The sequence below is a fragment of the Vibrio sp. SCSIO 43153 genome (genome assembly GCF_023716625.1).
In the GTDB taxonomy this organism is placed as follows: Bacteria; Pseudomonadota; Gammaproteobacteria; order Enterobacterales; family Vibrionaceae; genus Vibrio; species Vibrio rotiferianus.
In genome coordinates this window covers 783,776-802,163 of the sequence record NZ_CP071856.1, presented here as the reverse complement: position 1 = coordinate 802,163, position 18,388 = coordinate 783,776, and the positions used below count along the sequence as shown (strand labels likewise).

The following is an 18,388-nucleotide window of genomic DNA, read 5'->3' as shown; positions in this document are numbered from 1 at the left end:
GGAGCCCTCACTGGTTTTCCGATTTCTACGCATGAGAGAGGCAAATTTCTCACTCGGTGATCGATTTTATTACGGTTGACGTAAAGGCGCGGAGCAAGGAGGTGCTTTATGTCTATGCCACTCAGTAAACTGGAAAAATTCTTCTATATCGACAAGCTTGTCATCCACTCTCTCGATCTCGCATTGTATCAAGTCTCGGTTCTAGTCGACGGAGAGGAGCATTTTGTTACCGACGATAAAGGGAAGTTTTTAAGGGCGCATTCGATACTAGAGTTGCAAAAGCAATGTCGTAACTTGAAAGCGAACAAACAGATGCTTCGCCAGCAAAGTGCCTATGATGAAATGGTTGGGCAGCCAAGCAGCATTGGTACTAATGAGCTAGAAGTGTTGCTGAAAGATAACGAGCTTTATTGAAATTAGATAAAAAGGGGAGGGAGTGCGAGCTAGGTTTGTTAGCTCGCATCAGATTGATTACGCTTGTTTACGTTGCGCGTCTTTCTTTGCCAGTTTTTCTGCGCGTCGCTGCTCACGTTGTTTGGCGCTCTCACCACCGACGTGTTGTTCGCCACGAACCGCTGCTAACGATACTTGCTTTTCACGCTCGCGGAAGCGCGCTACTTGCTCGTCACTGTGTTTACCAAAACATTTCGGGCAGCTTACGCCTTGCTCAAACTGTTCTGATTGTTTGTCTTCTTCTGTGATTGGCAGTCGGCAAGCATTACACAAGTCGTAGTCTGCTTTTTCTAGCTGGTGGTTAACCGCAACGCGACCGTCGAATACGTAGCAGTCGCCTTCCCACAAGCTTTCTTCTTCTGGTACTTCTTCTAGGTATTTCAAAATGCCGCCTTCTAAGTGGTACACCTCATCAAAGCCCTGCTCTTTCATGTAAGCGGTCGACTTTTCACAGCGAATACCACCAGTACAGAACATCGCGACTTTTTTGTGTTTCTCAGGATCCATGTTTTGTTTTACATAGTCAGGAAATTCACGGAACGTGTCAGTATTTGGGTTAACTGCACCTTTAAATGTTCCGATCTCGATTTCATAGTCATTACGAGTATCAACCACAAAAACTTCTGGATCAGCAATTAGATCGTTCCAATCTCGCGGCTTCACGTAGGTGCCAACGACATGGCGAGGATCGATGCCTTCAACGCCCAATGTCACGATCTCTCTCTTTAGCTTTACTTTGGTGCGGTTAAACGGCTGAGTATCTGAGAACGACTCTTTGTAAACAATACCAGTAAGGCGAGGCTCGGCATTTAGCCATGCAAGCAGTGTATCAATACCTTCGCGTTTCGCTGCAACCGTACCGTTAATACCTTCACTCGCCAGTAGCAACGTTCCATGTACACCGTGGGCTTCCATTAGGGCAAGCAATGGCTCGCGTAACTCTTGGTAGTTTTCCAGTTCCACAAATTTATACAGGGCGCAGACAACATACTGACTCATGATTATTCCTTACTTTAAAAGGTCGATGGTTCGACGACTCGATACCTAACAATTTTAGCGGCTCGGAGTATACCTGAGTAATTTAGTCGGAAATACGGACAAACTATGCGGATATTTTTAGTCATGTTGCCCAGGCGATTTTTTCAACAAATTTCAGCGCGTAACATTGGAAATTAAAGGGCATGAAAACTTGAACCAGATCACATTTGTTATTCTTTTCTAGAAATGAACTAAGTTAATGAAAATTAAAGCTTTGTGGAAAACTTCATCACTTTATCACGTTTGCGGTGCTTGCCTCTGATTGCTGTTCCTATCGAGCTTGGTGTCAGTGTCAATATGTTTCCTTACCCTCTCCATGGTCAGTTCTAACTTTTAAAAAACCTTCTTGTAATGATAACCATTATCATCTAGATCTATTGCGTACATATGGTGCTCAATATTTAAACTACACACAAGATATAGATTATGGACGTTATAAAACGAGATGGACGGAAAGAAAAAGCCAGTCTAGATAAGGTGACTCGAAGAGCTGAAGCGCTGGCTGATGGACTAAAAGTCGAACCTATTGCGGTTGCACAGCGCGTGGTAAGCGGTTTGTACGACGGCATTAAGGTGACGGAAATCGATGTGTTCCTCGCTGAAACGGCAGCAAGCCTTGCGACGGAACACCCTGATTATGCCAAGCTTGCGGCTCGCGTGATGGTGAGTTCTCTGCAAAAAGAAACCAGCGGATACGCAACTGCAACACGTGAGCTCTCTGAAATCGGTATTCTTTCCGATACTTACGTCGACTTTGTTGCCAAGAATCAGTTTGCGCTCGAAGACATGATTGACTACAAACGCGACTATCAGTTTGATTATTTCGGCTACAAAACTCTCGAGCGTTCCTACTTATTGAAAGTAAAAGGTGTGGTCGTTGAACGACCGCAAGATATGTTCATGCGTGTAGCGGTCGCTGTCGCGGGTGACGATCTTGAAGAAATTAGAGAGCTATACGATTTGCTCAGTCTTGGCTACTACACCCACGCTACGCCAACGCTGTTTAATGCTGGCTGTAAGATGCAGCAACTGTCTTCGTGTTTCCTATTAGCGATGCAAGAAGATTCCATCAACGGCATTTACGACACCCTCAAAGATTGTGCGCTGATTTCTAAATCGGCGGGTGGCATTGGGCTACACATCCACAATATTCGAGCGACTGGGGCGCCAATTATTGGTACTAACGGTGTGTCGAATGGCATCGTGCCAATGCTGAAAGTCTTCAATGAAACTGCTCGCTATGTGGATCAAGGTGGCGGCAAGCGCAAGGGCTCGTTCGCGGTTTATCTGGAGCCTTGGCATGCGGATATCGAATCCTTCCTCGATTTACGTAAAAACCACGGTAAAGAAGAGTTCCGCGCACGTGATTTGTTCCTCGCTCTATGGGTGCCAGACTTGTTCATGGAACGTGTCGAAAACGACGCGGAATGGACTCTGTTTAGCCCACACAATACCAAAGGTTTGTCTGATTTATACGGCGCTGAATTTACTCAGAAGTACCAAGAATACGAGCGTATGGGCTTGGGCGTGAAGACCATCAAAGCCCGCCAATTGATGACGCAAATCATTGAGTCGCAAGCTGAGACGGGAACACCGTACATGCTCTACAAAGACGCGTGTAATGAAAAGTCGAATCAGAAAAACCTCGGCACCATTAAGTCGAGTAACTTGTGCGCAGAGATCATGGAAGTCTCGACGCCAGATGAAACGGCGGCTTGTAACTTGGCGTCTATGGCACTGCCTAAGTTCGTTACAGACACGGGGTTTGATTTCGACAAACTTCACCAAGTCACCAAAGTCGCGATTAAGAACCTCGACCGCGTTATCGATGTGAACTATCACCCAACCGATAAGATTGAAAAATCAAACCATGCGCATCGTCCTGTTGGTTTGGGTATTCAAGGTTTGGCGGATGTGTTCTTCAAAATGCACCTTCCATTCGATAGCGAAGAAGCATTGCAGCTTAACCGTGACATCGCGGAAACCATGTATCACGCCTCCCTTGAAGCGTCTTGTGAAATCGCGGCGCAAAAAGGCGCGTACTCCAGTTATGACGGCTCACCAATCAGTCATGGTCAGTTCCAATTTGATCTGTGGGATGAACAACCAAGCAGCCGCTGGGATTGGTCACAGCTCAAGCGTCAAATCGCAGAGCATGGTGTGCGCAACTCATTACTGATTGCTCAAATGCCAACGGCGTCGACAGCGCAAATTTTAGGTAACAACGAAGCGTTTGAAGCGCAAACCAGCAATATCTATAAACGCCAAACATTGTCGGGTGAGTTCATCATCATCAACAAACATTTGGTCAGCGATCTGGAAGAACGTGGTCTTTGGACGAGCAAAATCCGTGACGCCATTATTCTCAATAACGGTTCAGTACAAGGTATCGATGCCATTCCAGACGATCTTCAATCCGTGTATCGCACAGTGTGGGAAATCTCTCAGAAAGTGATCATTGATATGTCGGCAGCTCGCGCCCCGTTTGTTTGTCAATCGCAAAGCCTCAACTTATGGCTTGCGTCACCAACGTTCGCCCAAATCAATGCGATGCACTTCTACGCGTGGAAACGTGGTCTGAAAACCGGCATGTACTACTTGCGTTCCAAGCCATCAACGAATGCGGTGAAAGTCACCGTTGGTCAGCAAAGCGAAGATGAAGATTGCCTAAACTGCGGCGCATAACCTATCTCGTCAAAAAAAGATTCACATCAACCGAAAGTAAGGAAACGGTATGATTGTTAAAAACAAATTTAGCTTGTTCCCCATTCAATACGAAGAGATTTGGCAAGCGTACAAAACGCACGAAGCGGCTTTCTGGACGACAGAAGAACTCGATTTTGCTCAAGATCTTGCTGATCTTGCCAAGCTGACCGAAGGCGAAAAGCACTTCATTCGACATGTGTTGGCGTTCTTTGCTCAGAGCGAAGGGATGATCAACGAGAACTTATTGACTCGATTCTATGGCGAAATTGAAATCGCAGAAGCGCGCTGCTTCCTTGCTTTGCAGGCATTTAATGAGGTCATTCACGCAGAGACTTACGCACTGCAACTCGAAACTTACATTCCCGATGTTGAAGAGCGTGAGCGCTTGTTCAATGCGATTGAAAACGTCCCGACCGTGAAGCGTAAGGCGGAGTGGGTAATGAAGTGGATCTCCTGCGATAAACCATTGGCAATGCGTTTGATCGCCTTTGGTCTTGTAGAAGGCTTGTTCTTCGCTGGTAGCTTCTGTGCCATTTATTACTTTCGCAAACGTGGTTTGCTGGCTGGTTTGGCAGCAAGCAATGACTTGATTGCTCGTGACGAAGGGCTGCACTTTAGCTTTTCTGCGCTGCTATTCAAAACCTTAGGTCAAGGCAAGGTGACACAACAAGAGTTTGAAGAAATTTGCCGTGAGGCGGTTTCAATTGAGAAAGAGTTTGTTACTGAAGCCCTACCAGTGGATTTGATTGGTATGAATGCCGAGCTGATGTGCCAATACATTGAGCACACTGCCGATGTTATCGCTGGTTTGTTTGGTTTCAACCCGATCTTTGGTGCTGAAAACCCATTTGATTACATGCGCTTATTGGATATGGAAGGAAAGACCAATTTCTTCGAAAAACGCGTTACTGAATACAAACGACCTCAAGATCGCCAGTTGAGTTTTGATGCAGATTTCTAACGGCAAGGATTAGCAGAGAAGAGTGATGAAAATAGAAATGTACAGCAAGGAGCAGTGCTCCCAATGTGAAACCGCAGCAATGTGGTTGCAAAATCAGGGCTTTAAGGTGGCAACGCTCAAGTTGGATGTGGAGTTTGATAGGGAAACCTTGTTCGAGTTATTCCCAACCGCAAGAAGCTATCCGCAGTTTATGCTCGATGGCGAACCGATTGGTGATTTTAGTCGCTTAAAATCGGCACTAGCTTTTGAGCAAAGTGCCGCTTTCTAAATTAGGTCTCTAATCCCCTTTTATTGAGAAAAGGGGATTTTTATTTCCACTTAAATTTTGTGGATGTTCAAATTATCAGTAAAAACTCGTAAAACTGTTGAAAACGTACTCGACATAAATGGTCAAAATTTGTACTGTTGATTCGCTTCACATTCCTAAAACTTCTTATCCGATAATCAGTTGAAGCAAAGATCTGTGCTTGATACAGGTCGGTTGGCAAAGGAATTCAACATGCAACAGTTTCATATCAGAAGACTAAGAGAAGAAGACGTCCCACTGTTGAAAACGCTCTTGGTCGAACTCGACACCTCTCATTATAATGCTGAGCCAGATTTCTACCGTTCTCCGGAAGAAATGGCGCAGTTAAGGGAAGATCGCAACATCTTCGATAAATATTTTGATGGCAGCATCACGGCTTTTATCGCGTGTTCTAACCGACAGGTGGTTGGTTTTATCTCTGGCACCGTGCGAGAGGTCAACTCGATTCTCTCTCCGGAAAGACGCGTCGGTTATATCAATGAATTGGTGGTGTCTGAAAGCCACCGAAACTTAGGGATTGGTTTGTCGTTGATGGATAAAATAGAGAGCGATTTGTGCAGCCAAGATATTGAAGAGATCGGCTTAACCGTGGCGTCATTTAATCACGAGGGTGAAGATTTTTACCATAAGATGGGCTACCGCGTGATCACCAAAATGATGAATAAGCGAGTCAAAGACTAGCGCCACATTATGTTGCGAGACACGCTCCCCAACCTTAAACTGAAAATACCAAACGTTGGGGAGTGCTATATCGTTTAATCATCTAGCTTCTTCGTACATCATTGAAGATTTCACAAGACAACTGATAATTGTGCTGTCTTGCTATTTTCTGTGAAAAAAACAATTGTGGTAATTCATAGATAACGAGTAACGCGAGGATAAGGAACGCACTAGGATGACCAAGAACAAAGCCAACGATACTTACGATTAACAATATTAGCTCTAAAGCAAATAAAGCATATTTACCTAGGTAGCAATGGTGAAAACCGCCAAGAAAGAACCAGTTTAATGTTGCATAGGTATCGGGGTCCTTGAGACGTTTAGACTGGCGTTCATAGAATTCTTTTTTTTGATGTTCAGGTAATGAGTTTACCTGACTTCTCAGTAATTCTTCCTGTTTCTCTAGCTTTTCAATTGGCTCAAATAAGCGCATTACGGTACCTCGTCATATATTTTTTCAATGAGGTCAGGTTGGTTACACCGCTTAATTCTTGCCAAACCAAGTTTCCAACCTTTTATTGCCCCATACTTAGCAATACATTGTTTGGTGTACTCTGAGCAAGAGGGCTCAAAATTACATTCAATATTCAATAACTGCTTTGAACCACCGCTAGCCTGGTAGCGATGGATCAATTTCAATGAGATATATTTAAGCAAACTTATCGGCCGAGAGTGATAATTACAGCCTCACGTTTCCAAAATAGCATAAAGCGTTTTTGTTCCACTACTTGGAATACAACTTGCCAACCATCTTGTGCGTACTTGTTCAGTTCTGCTTCCATCTTTTGCACAGGCAAGCCACTTGCACCTAGTAGAATTGTGCCGCAGCCACCTTCAACAATGTGAACCACTTTATATTCTGTAAACTTTGTCATTTTTATAACCAACTAATTTAATAAAAGCGGGATGTTACAATAAGAAATAAAATGCATCAAGATGCATTCACTTGGTTTATGTAATTGTATTTATTAATATTTGATACTGAGTCAAAAACGCCTCTCTATCTGGTGATAAAGAGGCGTTTCTATTTATGCAAATTACAGAATAGCTTTGTATATTTTAATATTGATGGTTTATTTCAAAGTTACCGCAGTTTGTTTGCCCATCGCAATTAACTTGTCGAGAATACGTTCGCCGTCGGCACGGAGACCGTTGTGTTCGTATTCGTTGGTGATCCAAGCTTTTGAGTTTGGCATTGTAGCGAGCGTTTCACGGCTAATGTCCATTTCTACAAACATATCATCTGCATAGACGGCGCAACTCACAGGTACCTTATTGTTTGCCAGTTGCTGCGCATCGTATAACGGCGTCCAATCGACTTTCTCTGCCAGTAATTCCGCCGCTTCTTTCAGTGGCTTTAAGTTCACGTATTGATCGAACATCCAAGGGAAGACCATTTCTCCGGTGAAGTAGAACGGCTTACCTTGTTCGTAATTGAACGCATCATGCTCTTGGCGCACTCGGTGAGCGCTCCATTGAGAAGCAAACCCTTGGCAGTAAATTGATTCGTGCAGAATCGCGTAGATTGGATTGGTCTGGAAGTTTTGTTGCGCCAACATGTCGTTGAGGAACTCATAACGAAGCTGAGGCTTACCGTTCACTTCAATCAATGCACTTTCTAGCCAGTAGTAAGTTGGTAAGAAGGTATCACTGACGCCAAAGTTAATCCCGATTTGCTGGAACTGCTCGACAGTAAAATGCTGCCCATTTGGTAGAAATTCTTCATTCTCCAATAGGTGATTAGCAATGTTTTGGCATAGCTGCTGCGCTTGTGGGAATTGTTGGAAGAAGGCTTGGTTCTTTTCCATCGTACGTTTGAAGGTCGCGTGATACACATCATCGACATGGCGAGAAATCGAAGGCACGCCGCCTGTAATGTAGCTTTGTAGCAAACTGTCTGGGAACAGCGATAGGTAAGTTAATGAACAGAAGCCACCAAAGCTCTGACCCAAAATCGCCCACTTCTCAACACCAAATTGTTCGCGGATAAATTCCGCATCGCGCACAATGTTGTCTGCGCGAAAGTGGCTTAAGTGGTCTGCTTGTTGCTCCGGCGTGAGGTGCGCTAGCGTCTGGTGATTGATGAGGTTGCTGTTGCCTGTACCGCGTTGGTCGAGTAGCAACACGCGATACTCATTCAGCGCACGTTTGATCCAGCCGGCGTTTCCGTTTGGACGAGGAGAGGGGAAGCCCGGACCACCCTGAAAATACACTAACCACGGTTTGCCTGAGTCTTCATCGCCTACTAAGCAAACGGAGCGAGCGAAGACGTCGATCGTGCCTTTGTCATGATCTTGGTAATCAAGTGGCACGGTGAATGAGTGGGGGGTGTAATGCAGTCCTGCGTCGATAAATGATTGAGCGTTCATTGTTATTATCTTTCCTTGTTTAAAGTTGCTTTACGATATCGAATTCTTTATTAGAAACAACTGATTTGTTGTAAGAACTCGATTTTTGGAGTCGGAAGGACATCGAACGGTGCTGAAAATAGAAACTCTTTGATCTTTCTGTGTTGGTATGCAATGAGTGAACTATGATCTGATAGTGGAAATCACAGTCTTAGCGTTTTTATGAAACGAGACATTTGGCGGTCATTAACCATGGAGGATGCTTGATGAACACGTCACTAACCCGAATCACGCTCGCTTATTTATTACTACAGCTCATTAGCTCGTCCGCTTTGGCGGTGGTGACGCCGAATCCACCTCAATTGCAGGCGAAAGGTTACGTACTAATGGATTTTCAATCCGGCGCTATTATTGCTGAGCAAAACGCGCGAGCCGGGTTAGCGCCTGCTAGTTTGACCAAGCTAATGACGGCTTATGTGGTGGGGCAAGAAATTAAAGCAGGGCGACTCAATTGGGACGACACTGTGACGGTGAGTGAAAACGCGTGGTCAGCTAAATTTCCAGACTCCTCAAAAATGTTTATCCAACCCAAAGATGAAATCACCGTCGCCAACCTAATGCGTGGTGTGATCGTTCAATCTGGTAATGATGCTTGTGTGGCGCTCGCCGAACATGTAGCCGGTAGTGAAGGGGCGTTTGTTGCGTTGATGAACGGTTGGGCAGATAAGCTCAGCTTGAACGATACCTACTTCGTTAACTCGCATGGACTAGATAGCGAGGGCATTCAAACCTCACCAACAGATATGGCAAAGCTGATGCAATCTATCATTAATGATGTACCAGCTGTCTACGCGCTCTACAGCGAAAAGGTGTTCAAGTGGAACAAGATCACGCAATACAACCGGAATAAGCTGCTATGGGATAACTCGATTGATGTCGATGGAGGAAAAACGGGGTATACCAGCAACGCGGGTTACAGTTTGGTTAGCTCCGCCAAAGAAGGAAAAATGCGTTTGATTTCGGTGGTGATGGGAACGCCGAGTAAACAGTCGCGAATCAGCCAATCGAAGAGTTTGCTCAACTATGGTTTTCGATTTTATGACACCAAACAAGTCGCGAAACAAGGGGAAGTATTATCGACAGTTAAAGTATGGAAGGGTGACGTAAGTGAGATCGAGTTGGGTTTTGCACAAGATGCATACCTCACGCTACCTCGCTCGTTGACTGCAGGGTTGGACAAAAGCGTAGTCGTAAATGAGCCGCTGATTGCCCCTATCGCGAAAGGGGATGTGGTTGGTAAAGTCGTGTGGAAGAGTGACGATAAAACAGTGGCGAGCTACCCATTGGTAAGTAACCAATCAGTAGAAGAGGGCTCTTGGATTGGTAAGTTATGGGACAGTTTAGTGCTTTGGGTGAAGTCGTTGCTTAATTAGATATTCGGGTAGCTATTTCAGAGGCAAAGAAAAGCAGCTCGACGGTGAGCTGCTTTTGGTTTTAGTAGTGGGTCTTAGTGACTATTCAGATAAGCTTATGATTGGTAAATCATCCCAAATCTTGCTTTCATCCGACGCACCACCAGAGAAGTTCCATGGGCCTTTGTCCTGTTCTAACGGACGGTAAGTGGCAGACAGGCCATCCAAATCCCAGGTCGTCACATAGAATCGGATACCATCAAGCGAGTCAGGGCGACCAAGCGCGTCACTTGCAAAGTCCATCGAAATGGTGTTGTTGGCTTTATCTACGGTTACCGTCGGTGCTGGTGTGACTGCCTCACCCCATGTTGTCGCGTCTGCACCTTTAGTGTTGTAGATAGAGCTCTGCCAGCCAAACACAACGGCATTGCGACTCCAAGTTCCACTTGGCATGCTTGCGTTGATTTTTGGTAGTTCGGATAAGTTCGTTGATGCTTCTTCTGGTAAGTCAATGAAAATGGTGAAACCAACGTGGTCAAAACCGTTTGGCGGCAACCAAGTATCAGTGATCTTGTCCATGGTGAAGGTCAAGCGTACGTTACTGCCGACGGTAAAAACCTCCGTTTTGTTGATTGCGAGTTGGCTGTTGTCTTTGTCGAACGTTGGATCCGTTGGTAGCGAGTAGTTACCGTTAGGACCGCCCATGCCATCTTGCGCATCACCTGCGTCATCAATAGTGTCGTCTGGCGTATTCGACCAGCTTAAGTCCGACACAAAGTTCACATCTTCAATGCCTGCTTTTTTCTCAGTGGAGTAAATCGCGAAGCGGTGTTGCTGTTCGCCAATCGCAAAGTGACGGGTAGATAAAGTCACGCTAAATTGACCGTCAGCATTTACGGTAATGGCTTGTGCGGTTTCTAGATTACCGTCCACGACAAGGTTTAATTTCTCGTTTGCGTTAGCAGTACCAGTAATCACGATGTCATCAGTGATGGTTTGTCCTTCCCAATCCTGTGCCAGCTGGATGTTAAGGTCTGGGGTATCTACCGATTGGGTGTCGTTAGTTTTTGAGTAAATTACTGCTGATTTGGCTGGTAGTTCAAGGGTGACGTGACCGTTTTCATCGGCGACTAACTGCTCTGGAGCGTCCGCCCAATTCGACATGATTTGTTGTTGGAAAACGGTGCCGCCCGCTTGCTCTACATCGAGTTGATTCATCAACATTGGGGAGTTAGATGTGTTCATTACCACTAAGACTTCGTCGTTACCCAAAGTGCGGGTAAAGGCGAACACACCGGCGCCAGCTTTATCGCTGCCAATCACTTTCATTTCGCCGCGTGTCATGACTTTGTTTTCGGTACGTAACTTAGCAAGCTCTTGGATGAACAAGTACATCTCGCTGTTTTGGTCGAATGAATCTACGTAGTCGCCGTCTTCACGGTAACCGCCAGCAAACATCGCATCGCGCGCTGCTGACATCGCCTGTTCTGTACCTTGGTAAATCACAGGAATGCCCGGTACCGCCATCATGGTAATCAGCGCTTGCTTCATATCGTTGACACTGCCTTGCGATAGAAAACGCGGCATATCGTGGTTATCAATGAAGTTCGGCATGATGTATGGATTCGGGAACATCTCCATCATTTTCTCAAGGCGGAAGCGTAAGTAATCGGTCGGTTGTCCTGCTGCAAACACGCGCGTCATGGTAGCTTGCAATGGAAAGTTCAGCACCGAGGTTAACTGTTCTGGTGAGCCGCTTTCGCCGATGTAACTTAGCATCTTCTCTTCGCCTTCGGTGTTGTAAGGCGTAGATGTTTCGAAGACTTCACCAAAGGTAAGGAAGTTATCGCGACCAGTATCAACCGCTTGAGTCATCACACCATCGTCGGCGTGCAGGAAGTCGTTCCAGAAATCGTGCTCAACAAACTTCACGGTATCGATACGGAAACCGTCAACGCCCACTTCGCGAATCCATTTACGGTAGCTCTCTTTTAGATAAGCGCGTACTTCAGGATCGGACGTATTTAGGTCATCCAGATCCGACAGTTGCCAGGTTTTTTCTTGGACGGGATCGTTGTGGTCGGTGATGCTTGGCGTCCAGTGGTAAATGCCAGTACCGTCTTCTTTACACTCATTCATGTTGAGCGGATAAGGCAGTTCTTGCCCTGCTGGCAGCGCATTTTCAATCAAACGGAAACCTTGGCAAGGTAGGCTAGGATCGTAATTGTATGGGTCATCGTAAGTGAAGAAGTTACCAACGTGGTTGGTCACGATGTCTTGAATCAAGAACATGTTACGAGCGTGCACTTCTCGTGCTAACGCTTGGTAGCTTTCCATGTCACCAAAGTGCTCATCCACTTTTTGGAAGTCACGCGCCCAGTAGCCGTGGTAGCCGCCGTAGTTTTGCTCGGCATCCCACCATTGGTTTGCCACTGGCGGTGTAATCCAGATAGAGGTGGCGCCTAGGTCTTCGATGTAGCCTAGCTTGTCACTGACACCAACAAGGTCACCACCACTGAATTTTTTGTCTGAGGTAGGATCGTACTCATTCTGACCTTGATCGTTAAGCGTGTTGTCGCCGTCGTTAAAACGGTCGATCATCAAGAAGTAAATGATCTGGTCTTGCCAATCAGGAGATGCCACGTGGCTTCCTGTATCTGTTGGCGTAGTTTCATCGCTACCACAGCCAGAAAGAGCTAGGGCGATCGCTAGAGGGAGTATTTTTATTTTATTCATAGGGTTAGGTAAGTTTTCAAACACGGTTTTTGTCTCCGTTATGCAGCAATGCGGAAACGATAAAACAAAGGTTTGAAATTGAGAGTGTCATTTCACGCCAAAAAAGACGTGAAATGATGTCACGAAGTGCTGAATTTGAACTGTGCTACATATTTAACTGAGTGGTTGCACAATTGGGTATTGAATCGGGTAATGGTCTTTGGCTAACTCATTACCAGAATGATCATAGAGTCGGAATCGGCACTGTTTAACCGTTTGGGGGAGGGGAAGTTGTAGCGCCCAGCATGTGTAATCTTCTGCATTCTGAGTTTGGGTCATTGTGTGCGGAGCTGGCGCGTCACCCACGTAGCAATCGATCTTCGCCACGTCTTTCAATCGACACGCGAGTTCAACAAACAAGGTGTACTGAGTGCCGAGTTGGATAAGTTGTCTTGTCGGGACAATGTACTCCGTTGCGCCAATTAAAAGCCCCTTAGAAACCACGTAATCACGCTGGTGGTTGTTATCAATGTAGCGTTCACCTTCGACTTCATAACACAGTCTAAATGTCAGTGGATGAGCAACAGGAAGCTCTGTTGTTGCCCATAGTTCAGTGCCATTATTCAAAAAACGCTCGAAGAAGGCGGGGTAGCGACGCCACGTGCCATCACGGTCTCGACATTCAACGGAGACCACTTTTTCAAACGCAATGTTATCCACTTCCATCCAGATTTTACCGACGGGTTGGTCAATGTCGTTATCGGCTAAAGTATTCGCTTTGGCGTAGTATAAGCGGATGGGTTGGTTATTGAGGTGAGTGCGATTATCCAAGCATTGCTGGCGATATTGCATTGGCGAAAACGGATACCAACGGCGAAAGGTTCGGTGGAAGTTGGAAGGCTCTTCATAACCCAACTGATAAGCGATTTGCTGCGTTGTGAGTTGAGTGTCTGCAAGTAGGGCTAATGCGTGCTTTTTCTTGGCGAAGTCGACGCATTGCGAATAGCTCATTTGTTTTTCTTGCAGGCGACGTTGCAGGGTGCGCTTGGATACGCCCAGTTGTAGCGCAGCTTGTTCTAGTTTCAGTGCGTAATTGCTGTTTTTGACGAACAGAGCATTAAGCACGCTCAACAATTCTGGCTGTTCAATTGGTTGGTGAGACAGCAGCAAATAAACATGTTTCACCAAGTCGAACACAACCGAGTTCTGCTTCGCGCTGCTGTCTTCTTCTAGTTCGAAATGAGCAGAATAAAGGTCATGGTTGTGAAGCTGAATGTGCACCGATTCACTCAAACCTAGCTGTTCCAATTGCATCAGCAGCAAGTCATAAACCGATTCTGCCCAGCTTGGAATTTCAGTAGCTCTGCACTCTAGCCGCATCTGAACCTGGTTATCACTGTGGTCGAAAACAATGTACAAGCGACGGTCGAACAGCGAAACACTTTTGCTCCACCACAGCAGACCTTCACGCAGCGTCGGTGCCTCTTGCAACATCATACATTGCAAGGCAACCAGCTTCTCAATATGCCAATATTCGCCAGCAATTCTTAGGTGATTATGCCCAAGTTTTTTGCAGAGAAAGGGCGTGATGATGTTGTCTTGAGGCAGCATGAAAGTGGTTCGGTAACAAAGCAAAGGCGACATTATTGCTTAAACCAAGTGTTGCTTCAGTGAGAGTGCTCAAAGCTTGTTACATCGGCGATTTTCAAATTTATTTTGAAGATGTTTTTAACTGAAATCGGTTTTTCCCTGTAACTCATAAGGTTAAAGTGATAACCAGCATAAACTACTCGACTGGAGACCCCGATGGATATCGTTCAAGCTGCTAAATCCCGCTACTCAACCAAAGTCTTTGACCCAACTCGTAAGCTGCCACAAGAGAAGATCGACGCAGTCAAAGAGCTGATCCGTTTTAGTCCATCGAGTGTGAACTCTCAGCCGTGGCACTTCATTCTGGCAAGCACAGAAGAGGGCAAGCAACGTATAGCAAAAGCAGCACAAGAAAACTACGCGTTTAATGCTGCCAAGATCTTGAATGCGTCACACGTGTTGGTGTTCTGTGCCAAAACGGGCATCGATAACGACTACATTGAAGCACTATTGGCGCAGGAAGAAAAAGACGGTCGATTCCCAACCGAAGAAGCAAAAGCAGCGGTACGTGGCGGTCGTAGTTACTTTGTGAACATGCACCGTTTTGACCTGAAAGACGCTAATCATTGGATGGAGAAACAGGTTTACCTCAACGTGGGTACGTTGTTGTTAGGCGCTTCAACGCTAGAAATTGATGCGGTGCCAATCGAAGGTTTTGATCCGAAAGTGCTGGATGAAGAATTTGGTCTACGTGAAAAAGGCTACACTGGCGTTGTGATTGTACCGCTTGGCTACCACGCGGAAGATGACTTCAATGCCAAGACGCCTAAGTCACGCTGGGAAGCAGAAACTGTATTTACCGAGATCTGATCAAGATGATTCATTTAGTTGCAGAAATTAAAGCCTACCCAGATAGTATCGACAACGTAACCGACTTACTTTCTGGTCTACTAGAACCTTCACGTGAAGAAGAGGGTTGTTGCCAATACGAACTGTATTTGGATCAAAAGATCGAAGGCTTGTTTATGTTCCAAGAAATTTGGGCATCGCAAGAAGCGTTAGATAAGCACTTACAAAGCCCACATATCGCGCAGTTTATCTCGACGCTAGAAGATAACGATTGGGTTGAATATTCTCAGATTCGCCCAATGACGTTTGTCGGCTAGCCTTCCGAGCAAAATGTTGCCAGCACTTTCTTACGTTGCTGGCAGCATTTTTCATGAATGAATTCACGGAAAGTACGAATGGTTGGCGTCAGCAAACGACGATCGGCGCACACCATGTATAACGGTACCGGACCACAATCCCATTCAGGTAATACTCTTACTAATCTTCCTTCAATCAAATCTTGGCTGATGTCCATTAGCGATTTGTTGGCGATGCCTTTGCCTTTGATTGCTAAGCGATGAGATAAGTCACTGTCGTTGCTAAGTAGCTTGCCACTCACGACAACCTGTTCTGTTTCGTCTCCGCGAGTCAGCGTCCATTTGTTGTAAACCGAATCCGCCACCATGTAACACAAACAGTTGTGTTGATTGAGGTCTTCCGGTTTGGTCAGCACAGGATTGTTTGCGACGTATTCTGGAGCTGCACACAGGATTCGTTCATTTGCACCACACAACGCCAATACCACGAGGTTAGAGTCAGCAGGTTCACCGTAACGAATCGCGATGTCGACGGGTTTGGTGTACATATCGGTTAAGCTGTCAGACAGCTCTAACTTGATAGAGACGTTTGGGTAAACATCAATAAACTCATCAACCCAATCAAGCAGCATGTTGCGACCAAAATCAGATGGCGCAGTGATGTGCAGCTGACCTGATAACTCGCCACGCGCGCTTGAGATCTGATCTAACCCCTCTTGCAGTGTTGCGAGCGCTTGAGTGGTTTTGTCTAGGAACAGCTCACCTTCCGAGGTTAAGCGAAGGCTGCGAGTGGAGCGTACAAACAGAGGAAAGCCAATTTGTCCCTCAAGACGTTTGATCGATGCACTGATGGCTGCTGGTGTCATGTCCATGCTGTTGGCGGCTTTCGAAAAACTGCCTTGGCGTGCGGTTTCGACAAAGATATTCAGATCGTTGAGGGCTTTCATAATGAAAAGGGCTTTTAAGAAGTTTGGGCTACTATAGGGGAGGATCGCAGGGCAATTCAAGGTTAAAACATTAGGTTGCACGGCGAGTTTGAGTTAGATTAGCGCGCAACTTCACTTTACCGGATCAATAGCATGAGCCAACAGCAGCCGAATAACCCACTTCACGGGTTGAGTTTAGAGAAAATCCTTACCCGTTTAGTAGAGCATTTTGGGTGGAACGGAATGCATGAGCGCGTTCGTGTGAACTGCTTTAAGAAAGATCCTTCTATCAAATCGTCGCTGAAGTTCCTGCGCAAAACGCAGTGGGCAAGAGATAAAGTAGAAGCGCTGTACATCGAGACGTTCTGCTAATTGGATTTGGTGCACGTTTAAATGAGAGATTCCGGATGGCTCGCTGAGGCTCGTCCGGAATGACGCTGATTTCTTGTTGCGTTGTCGGTTATTTAGACCTTAATCTCTCGCATCTCGCATCTCGCATCTCGCATCTCGCATCTCGCATCTCGCATCTCGCATCTCGCATCTCGCCTCTTTATTACTCCAAATGATGCGTACTGCCCACGGTACCTTCCAAGTCTAAAATCGACTGGCGGACGTGGTCTGGAATCGCGGCTTTCACATTGTTCTTAAAATCAAACATCACACCAGTAGCGGTCGCAATGGTCGCAATCTTGCCCCACTTCTTACTCAGCACTTGGTATTCCATCGTGATGCGATCTTCTTGCATGTCGATTACGCGTGAGCCAATTAAAAGCGTATCTGGAAACGTAATGGGTAGCTTATAGCGGCATTGGGTTTCACTTAGAACCGGACCGATGTGAGACGTCTGCAAATCTACCAACAGATTAATCTTGTTGAAGTAGTCCAAACGCGCAGTTTCGAAGTAACGAAAATACACCGCATTGTTGACGTGTTGCAGGGCATCCATCTCTCCCCAAGCGACTTTGATTTCCGTAATCACTGGGAATTCTTTTAATAACGTATCCATTACTCATGTTCCTTTTTCATCGACGTTGCCGCAATTTGCAAAGCGACTTATCACTTTGAGTATTTATTCTAGATGGAACTGATTAAAATGTAATGAAATTGTATGTAAAATGTGAAATGAATTAGATGCTTATTTTTGTAAACTAAAAACTTTACATAGTCAGTTGTGAGGCGTAGGTTTAAGTAAGCGTAACCAAAAGGAGATGTCCAATGACAGAACTGAAAGGTTTCAATCTTGCCAAAGTAGAAAAACGAATCGACTGGACAGGTGAGCTGTTCAGTTTACGAGTTTCCGGTGCGCCTCTCTCCTTCAAAGCCGGACAATTTACCAAACTCGCCTTGCTCGACGAACAGGGCAATCCCATTAGCCGCGCATACTCGGTGGTGAATGCGCCCAGTGAGCAGTTCGAGTGGCTCGAATTCTTAGTCGTCGCGAACCCAGAAGGGCAATTGACGCCAAGGCTGCAGCAGCTTCAAACCGGCGATAGCATTTATGTTGGTAAAACGGCTCATGGCGATCTTATCCACGATACCATTCCCAAACACGCAAACGATCTATGGCTGCTTTCCACCGGCACAGGCATTGGTCCATTTCTCTCCTTGTTAGACGACATTAATTTACTCCCACACAGCGATCATATTGTGCTGGTACATGGTGTGCGTTACGAAAGAGATTTAGTTTACAAATACTTGATAGAGCAACTTCAACAGAGGTATGAAGGTCGTCTTCGTTATGTGCCGATTGTCAGCCGTGAGAGTATTCCGGGTAAGCTTCAAGGCCGTATTCCAGATCTGATTGCGTCGGGAGAGCTTGTTAATCGCGCTGACTTACCGTTTTCTAAGGAAAGCAGTTTTGTGATGATGTGTGGTAATCCGGAGATGATCAAAGACACCTCTCCAGTACTGCAAGATATCGGTTTGGAAAAGTATCGAGCCCGAACGGGTGGCAATATTATATATGAAAGATATTGGTAGCTGCTGAGTACGGCTACAAACCAATCAAATAATTAAGTCATTCGCAGGTTTGGTATTGAACCTATCGTTTCATCTAAACTTGCGATC

The 18,388-nt window shown here is 45.8% G+C and carries 19 protein-coding genes; 10 read left to right on the top strand and 9 right to left on the bottom strand.

Features of this window, described 5'->3' with window-relative positions:
• Positions 1-108: 108 nt before the first annotated feature.
• Positions 109-414 carry a DUF6482 family protein gene (locus J4N37_RS19820; protein ID WP_010450684.1) on the top strand — a complete coding sequence of 102 codons (306 nt, stop codon included), beginning with the start codon at positions 109-111 and terminating at the stop codon, positions 412-414.
• A 57-nt stretch (positions 415-471) separates the two neighbouring features.
• On the opposite strand, the gene trhO is transcribed toward J4N37_RS19820, so the two are convergent.
• Positions 472-1,452, bottom strand: a complete 981-nt coding sequence (gene trhO, locus J4N37_RS19815) for an oxygen-dependent tRNA uridine(34) hydroxylase TrhO (protein ID WP_252043183.1) — start codon at positions 1,450-1,452, stop codon at positions 472-474.
• A 465-nt stretch (positions 1,453-1,917) separates the two neighbouring features.
• On the opposite strand from trhO, the gene J4N37_RS19810 reads away from it, so the two are divergent.
• The 4 genes from J4N37_RS19810 (at position 1,918) to J4N37_RS19795 (ending at position 6,146) form a co-directional block, all read left to right on the top strand.
• On the top strand, positions 1,918-4,176 hold the full coding sequence (locus tag J4N37_RS19810; RefSeq protein WP_045390746.1) for a ribonucleoside-diphosphate reductase subunit alpha: 2,259 nt from the start codon (positions 1,918-1,920) through the stop codon (positions 4,174-4,176).
• Positions 4,177-4,225: 49 nt separating this feature from the next.
• Positions 4,226-5,158 carry a ribonucleotide-diphosphate reductase subunit beta gene (locus J4N37_RS19805; RefSeq protein WP_252043182.1) on the top strand — a complete coding sequence of 311 codons (933 nt, stop codon included), beginning with the start codon at positions 4,226-4,228 and terminating at the stop codon, positions 5,156-5,158.
• Between the two features lie 25 nt (positions 5,159-5,183).
• On the top strand, positions 5,184-5,426 hold the full coding sequence (locus J4N37_RS19800) for a glutaredoxin family protein (RefSeq protein WP_171052027.1): 243 nt from the start codon (positions 5,184-5,186) through the stop codon (positions 5,424-5,426).
• A 231-nt stretch (positions 5,427-5,657) separates the two neighbouring features.
• Entirely contained in the window at positions 5,658-6,146 is a 489-nt protein-coding gene (locus J4N37_RS19795; RefSeq protein WP_252043181.1) for a GNAT family N-acetyltransferase, read from the top strand.
• An 82-nt stretch (positions 6,147-6,228) separates the two neighbouring features.
• On the opposite strand, the gene J4N37_RS19790 is transcribed toward J4N37_RS19795, so the two are convergent.
• From J4N37_RS19790 to J4N37_RS19775, 4 genes are all read right to left on the bottom strand, one after another.
• Positions 6,229-6,618: a hypothetical protein gene (locus tag J4N37_RS19790; protein ID WP_252043180.1), complete on the bottom strand. Its 390-nt coding sequence runs from the start codon at positions 6,616-6,618 to the stop codon at positions 6,229-6,231.
• Positions 6,618-6,776, bottom strand: coding sequence for a membrane protein insertion efficiency factor YidD (gene yidD, locus J4N37_RS19785; protein ID WP_252043288.1), 159 nt, complete (start codon positions 6,774-6,776; stop codon positions 6,618-6,620). Before yidD ends, J4N37_RS19790 begins: the two co-directional genes overlap by 1 nt.
• Positions 6,777-6,844: 68 nt before the next feature.
• A complete protein-coding gene (locus tag J4N37_RS19780; protein WP_005447484.1) occupies positions 6,845-7,060 on the bottom strand; it encodes a DUF4177 domain-containing protein in 216 nt (71 codons plus the stop codon).
• A 198-nt stretch (positions 7,061-7,258) separates the two neighbouring features.
• A complete protein-coding gene (locus J4N37_RS19775) occupies positions 7,259-8,554 on the bottom strand; it encodes an alpha/beta fold hydrolase (RefSeq protein ID WP_252043179.1) in 1,296 nt (431 codons plus the stop codon).
• Between the two features lie 245 nt (positions 8,555-8,799).
• On the opposite strand from J4N37_RS19775, the gene J4N37_RS19770 reads away from it, so the two are divergent.
• Entirely contained in the window at positions 8,800-9,966 is a 1,167-nt protein-coding gene (locus J4N37_RS19770; RefSeq protein WP_252043178.1) for a D-alanyl-D-alanine carboxypeptidase family protein, read from the top strand.
• 81 nt (positions 9,967-10,047) lie between these two features.
• On the opposite strand, the gene J4N37_RS19765 is transcribed toward J4N37_RS19770, so the two are convergent.
• A complete protein-coding gene (locus J4N37_RS19765; RefSeq protein WP_252043177.1) occupies positions 10,048-12,705 on the bottom strand; it encodes an alpha-amylase family glycosyl hydrolase in 2,658 nt (885 codons plus the stop codon).
• A 129-nt stretch (positions 12,706-12,834) separates the two neighbouring features.
• Entirely contained in the window at positions 12,835-14,271 is a 1,437-nt protein-coding gene (locus tag J4N37_RS19760; RefSeq protein WP_252043287.1) for a helix-turn-helix domain-containing protein, read from the bottom strand.
• A 195-nt stretch (positions 14,272-14,466) separates the two neighbouring features.
• Between J4N37_RS19760 and nfsB the strand changes: the two genes are divergently transcribed.
• Positions 14,467-15,120 carry an oxygen-insensitive NAD(P)H nitroreductase gene (gene nfsB / locus J4N37_RS19755; RefSeq protein ID WP_038898248.1) on the top strand — a complete coding sequence of 218 codons (654 nt, stop codon included), beginning with the start codon at positions 14,467-14,469 and terminating at the stop codon, positions 15,118-15,120.
• Between the two features lie 5 nt (positions 15,121-15,125).
• Positions 15,126-15,416, top strand: a complete 291-nt coding sequence (locus J4N37_RS19750; protein WP_252043176.1) for a putative quinol monooxygenase — start codon at positions 15,126-15,128, stop codon at positions 15,414-15,416.
• Here the strand turns inward: J4N37_RS19750 and J4N37_RS19745 are convergent.
• The gene (locus J4N37_RS19745) at positions 15,413-16,342 is read right to left on the bottom strand and encodes a LysR family transcriptional regulator (RefSeq protein WP_039840526.1); all 930 of its coding nucleotides are present in this window, start codon (positions 16,340-16,342) and stop codon (positions 15,413-15,415) included. The two genes, J4N37_RS19750 and J4N37_RS19745, sit on opposite strands and share 4 nt — an antisense overlap.
• A 132-nt stretch (positions 16,343-16,474) precedes the next feature.
• On the opposite strand from J4N37_RS19745, the gene J4N37_RS19740 reads away from it, so the two are divergent.
• Positions 16,475-16,693 (top strand): VF530 family protein, encoded by a 219-nt coding sequence (locus tag J4N37_RS19740; protein ID WP_005436214.1) that lies wholly within the window; start codon positions 16,475-16,477, stop codon positions 16,691-16,693.
• A 181-nt stretch (positions 16,694-16,874) separates the two neighbouring features.
• Here the strand turns inward: J4N37_RS19740 and J4N37_RS19735 are convergent, their stop codons facing one another.
• A complete protein-coding gene (locus J4N37_RS19735) occupies positions 16,875-17,327 on the bottom strand; it encodes an acyl-CoA thioesterase (protein WP_045390771.1) in 453 nt (150 codons plus the stop codon).
• 209 nt (positions 17,328-17,536) lie between these two features.
• Between J4N37_RS19735 and J4N37_RS19730 the strand changes: the two genes are divergently transcribed.
• Positions 17,537-18,301: a ferredoxin--NADP reductase gene (locus J4N37_RS19730; RefSeq protein WP_252043175.1), complete on the top strand. Its 765-nt coding sequence runs from the start codon at positions 17,537-17,539 to the stop codon at positions 18,299-18,301.
• Positions 18,302-18,388 lie beyond the last annotated feature (87 nt).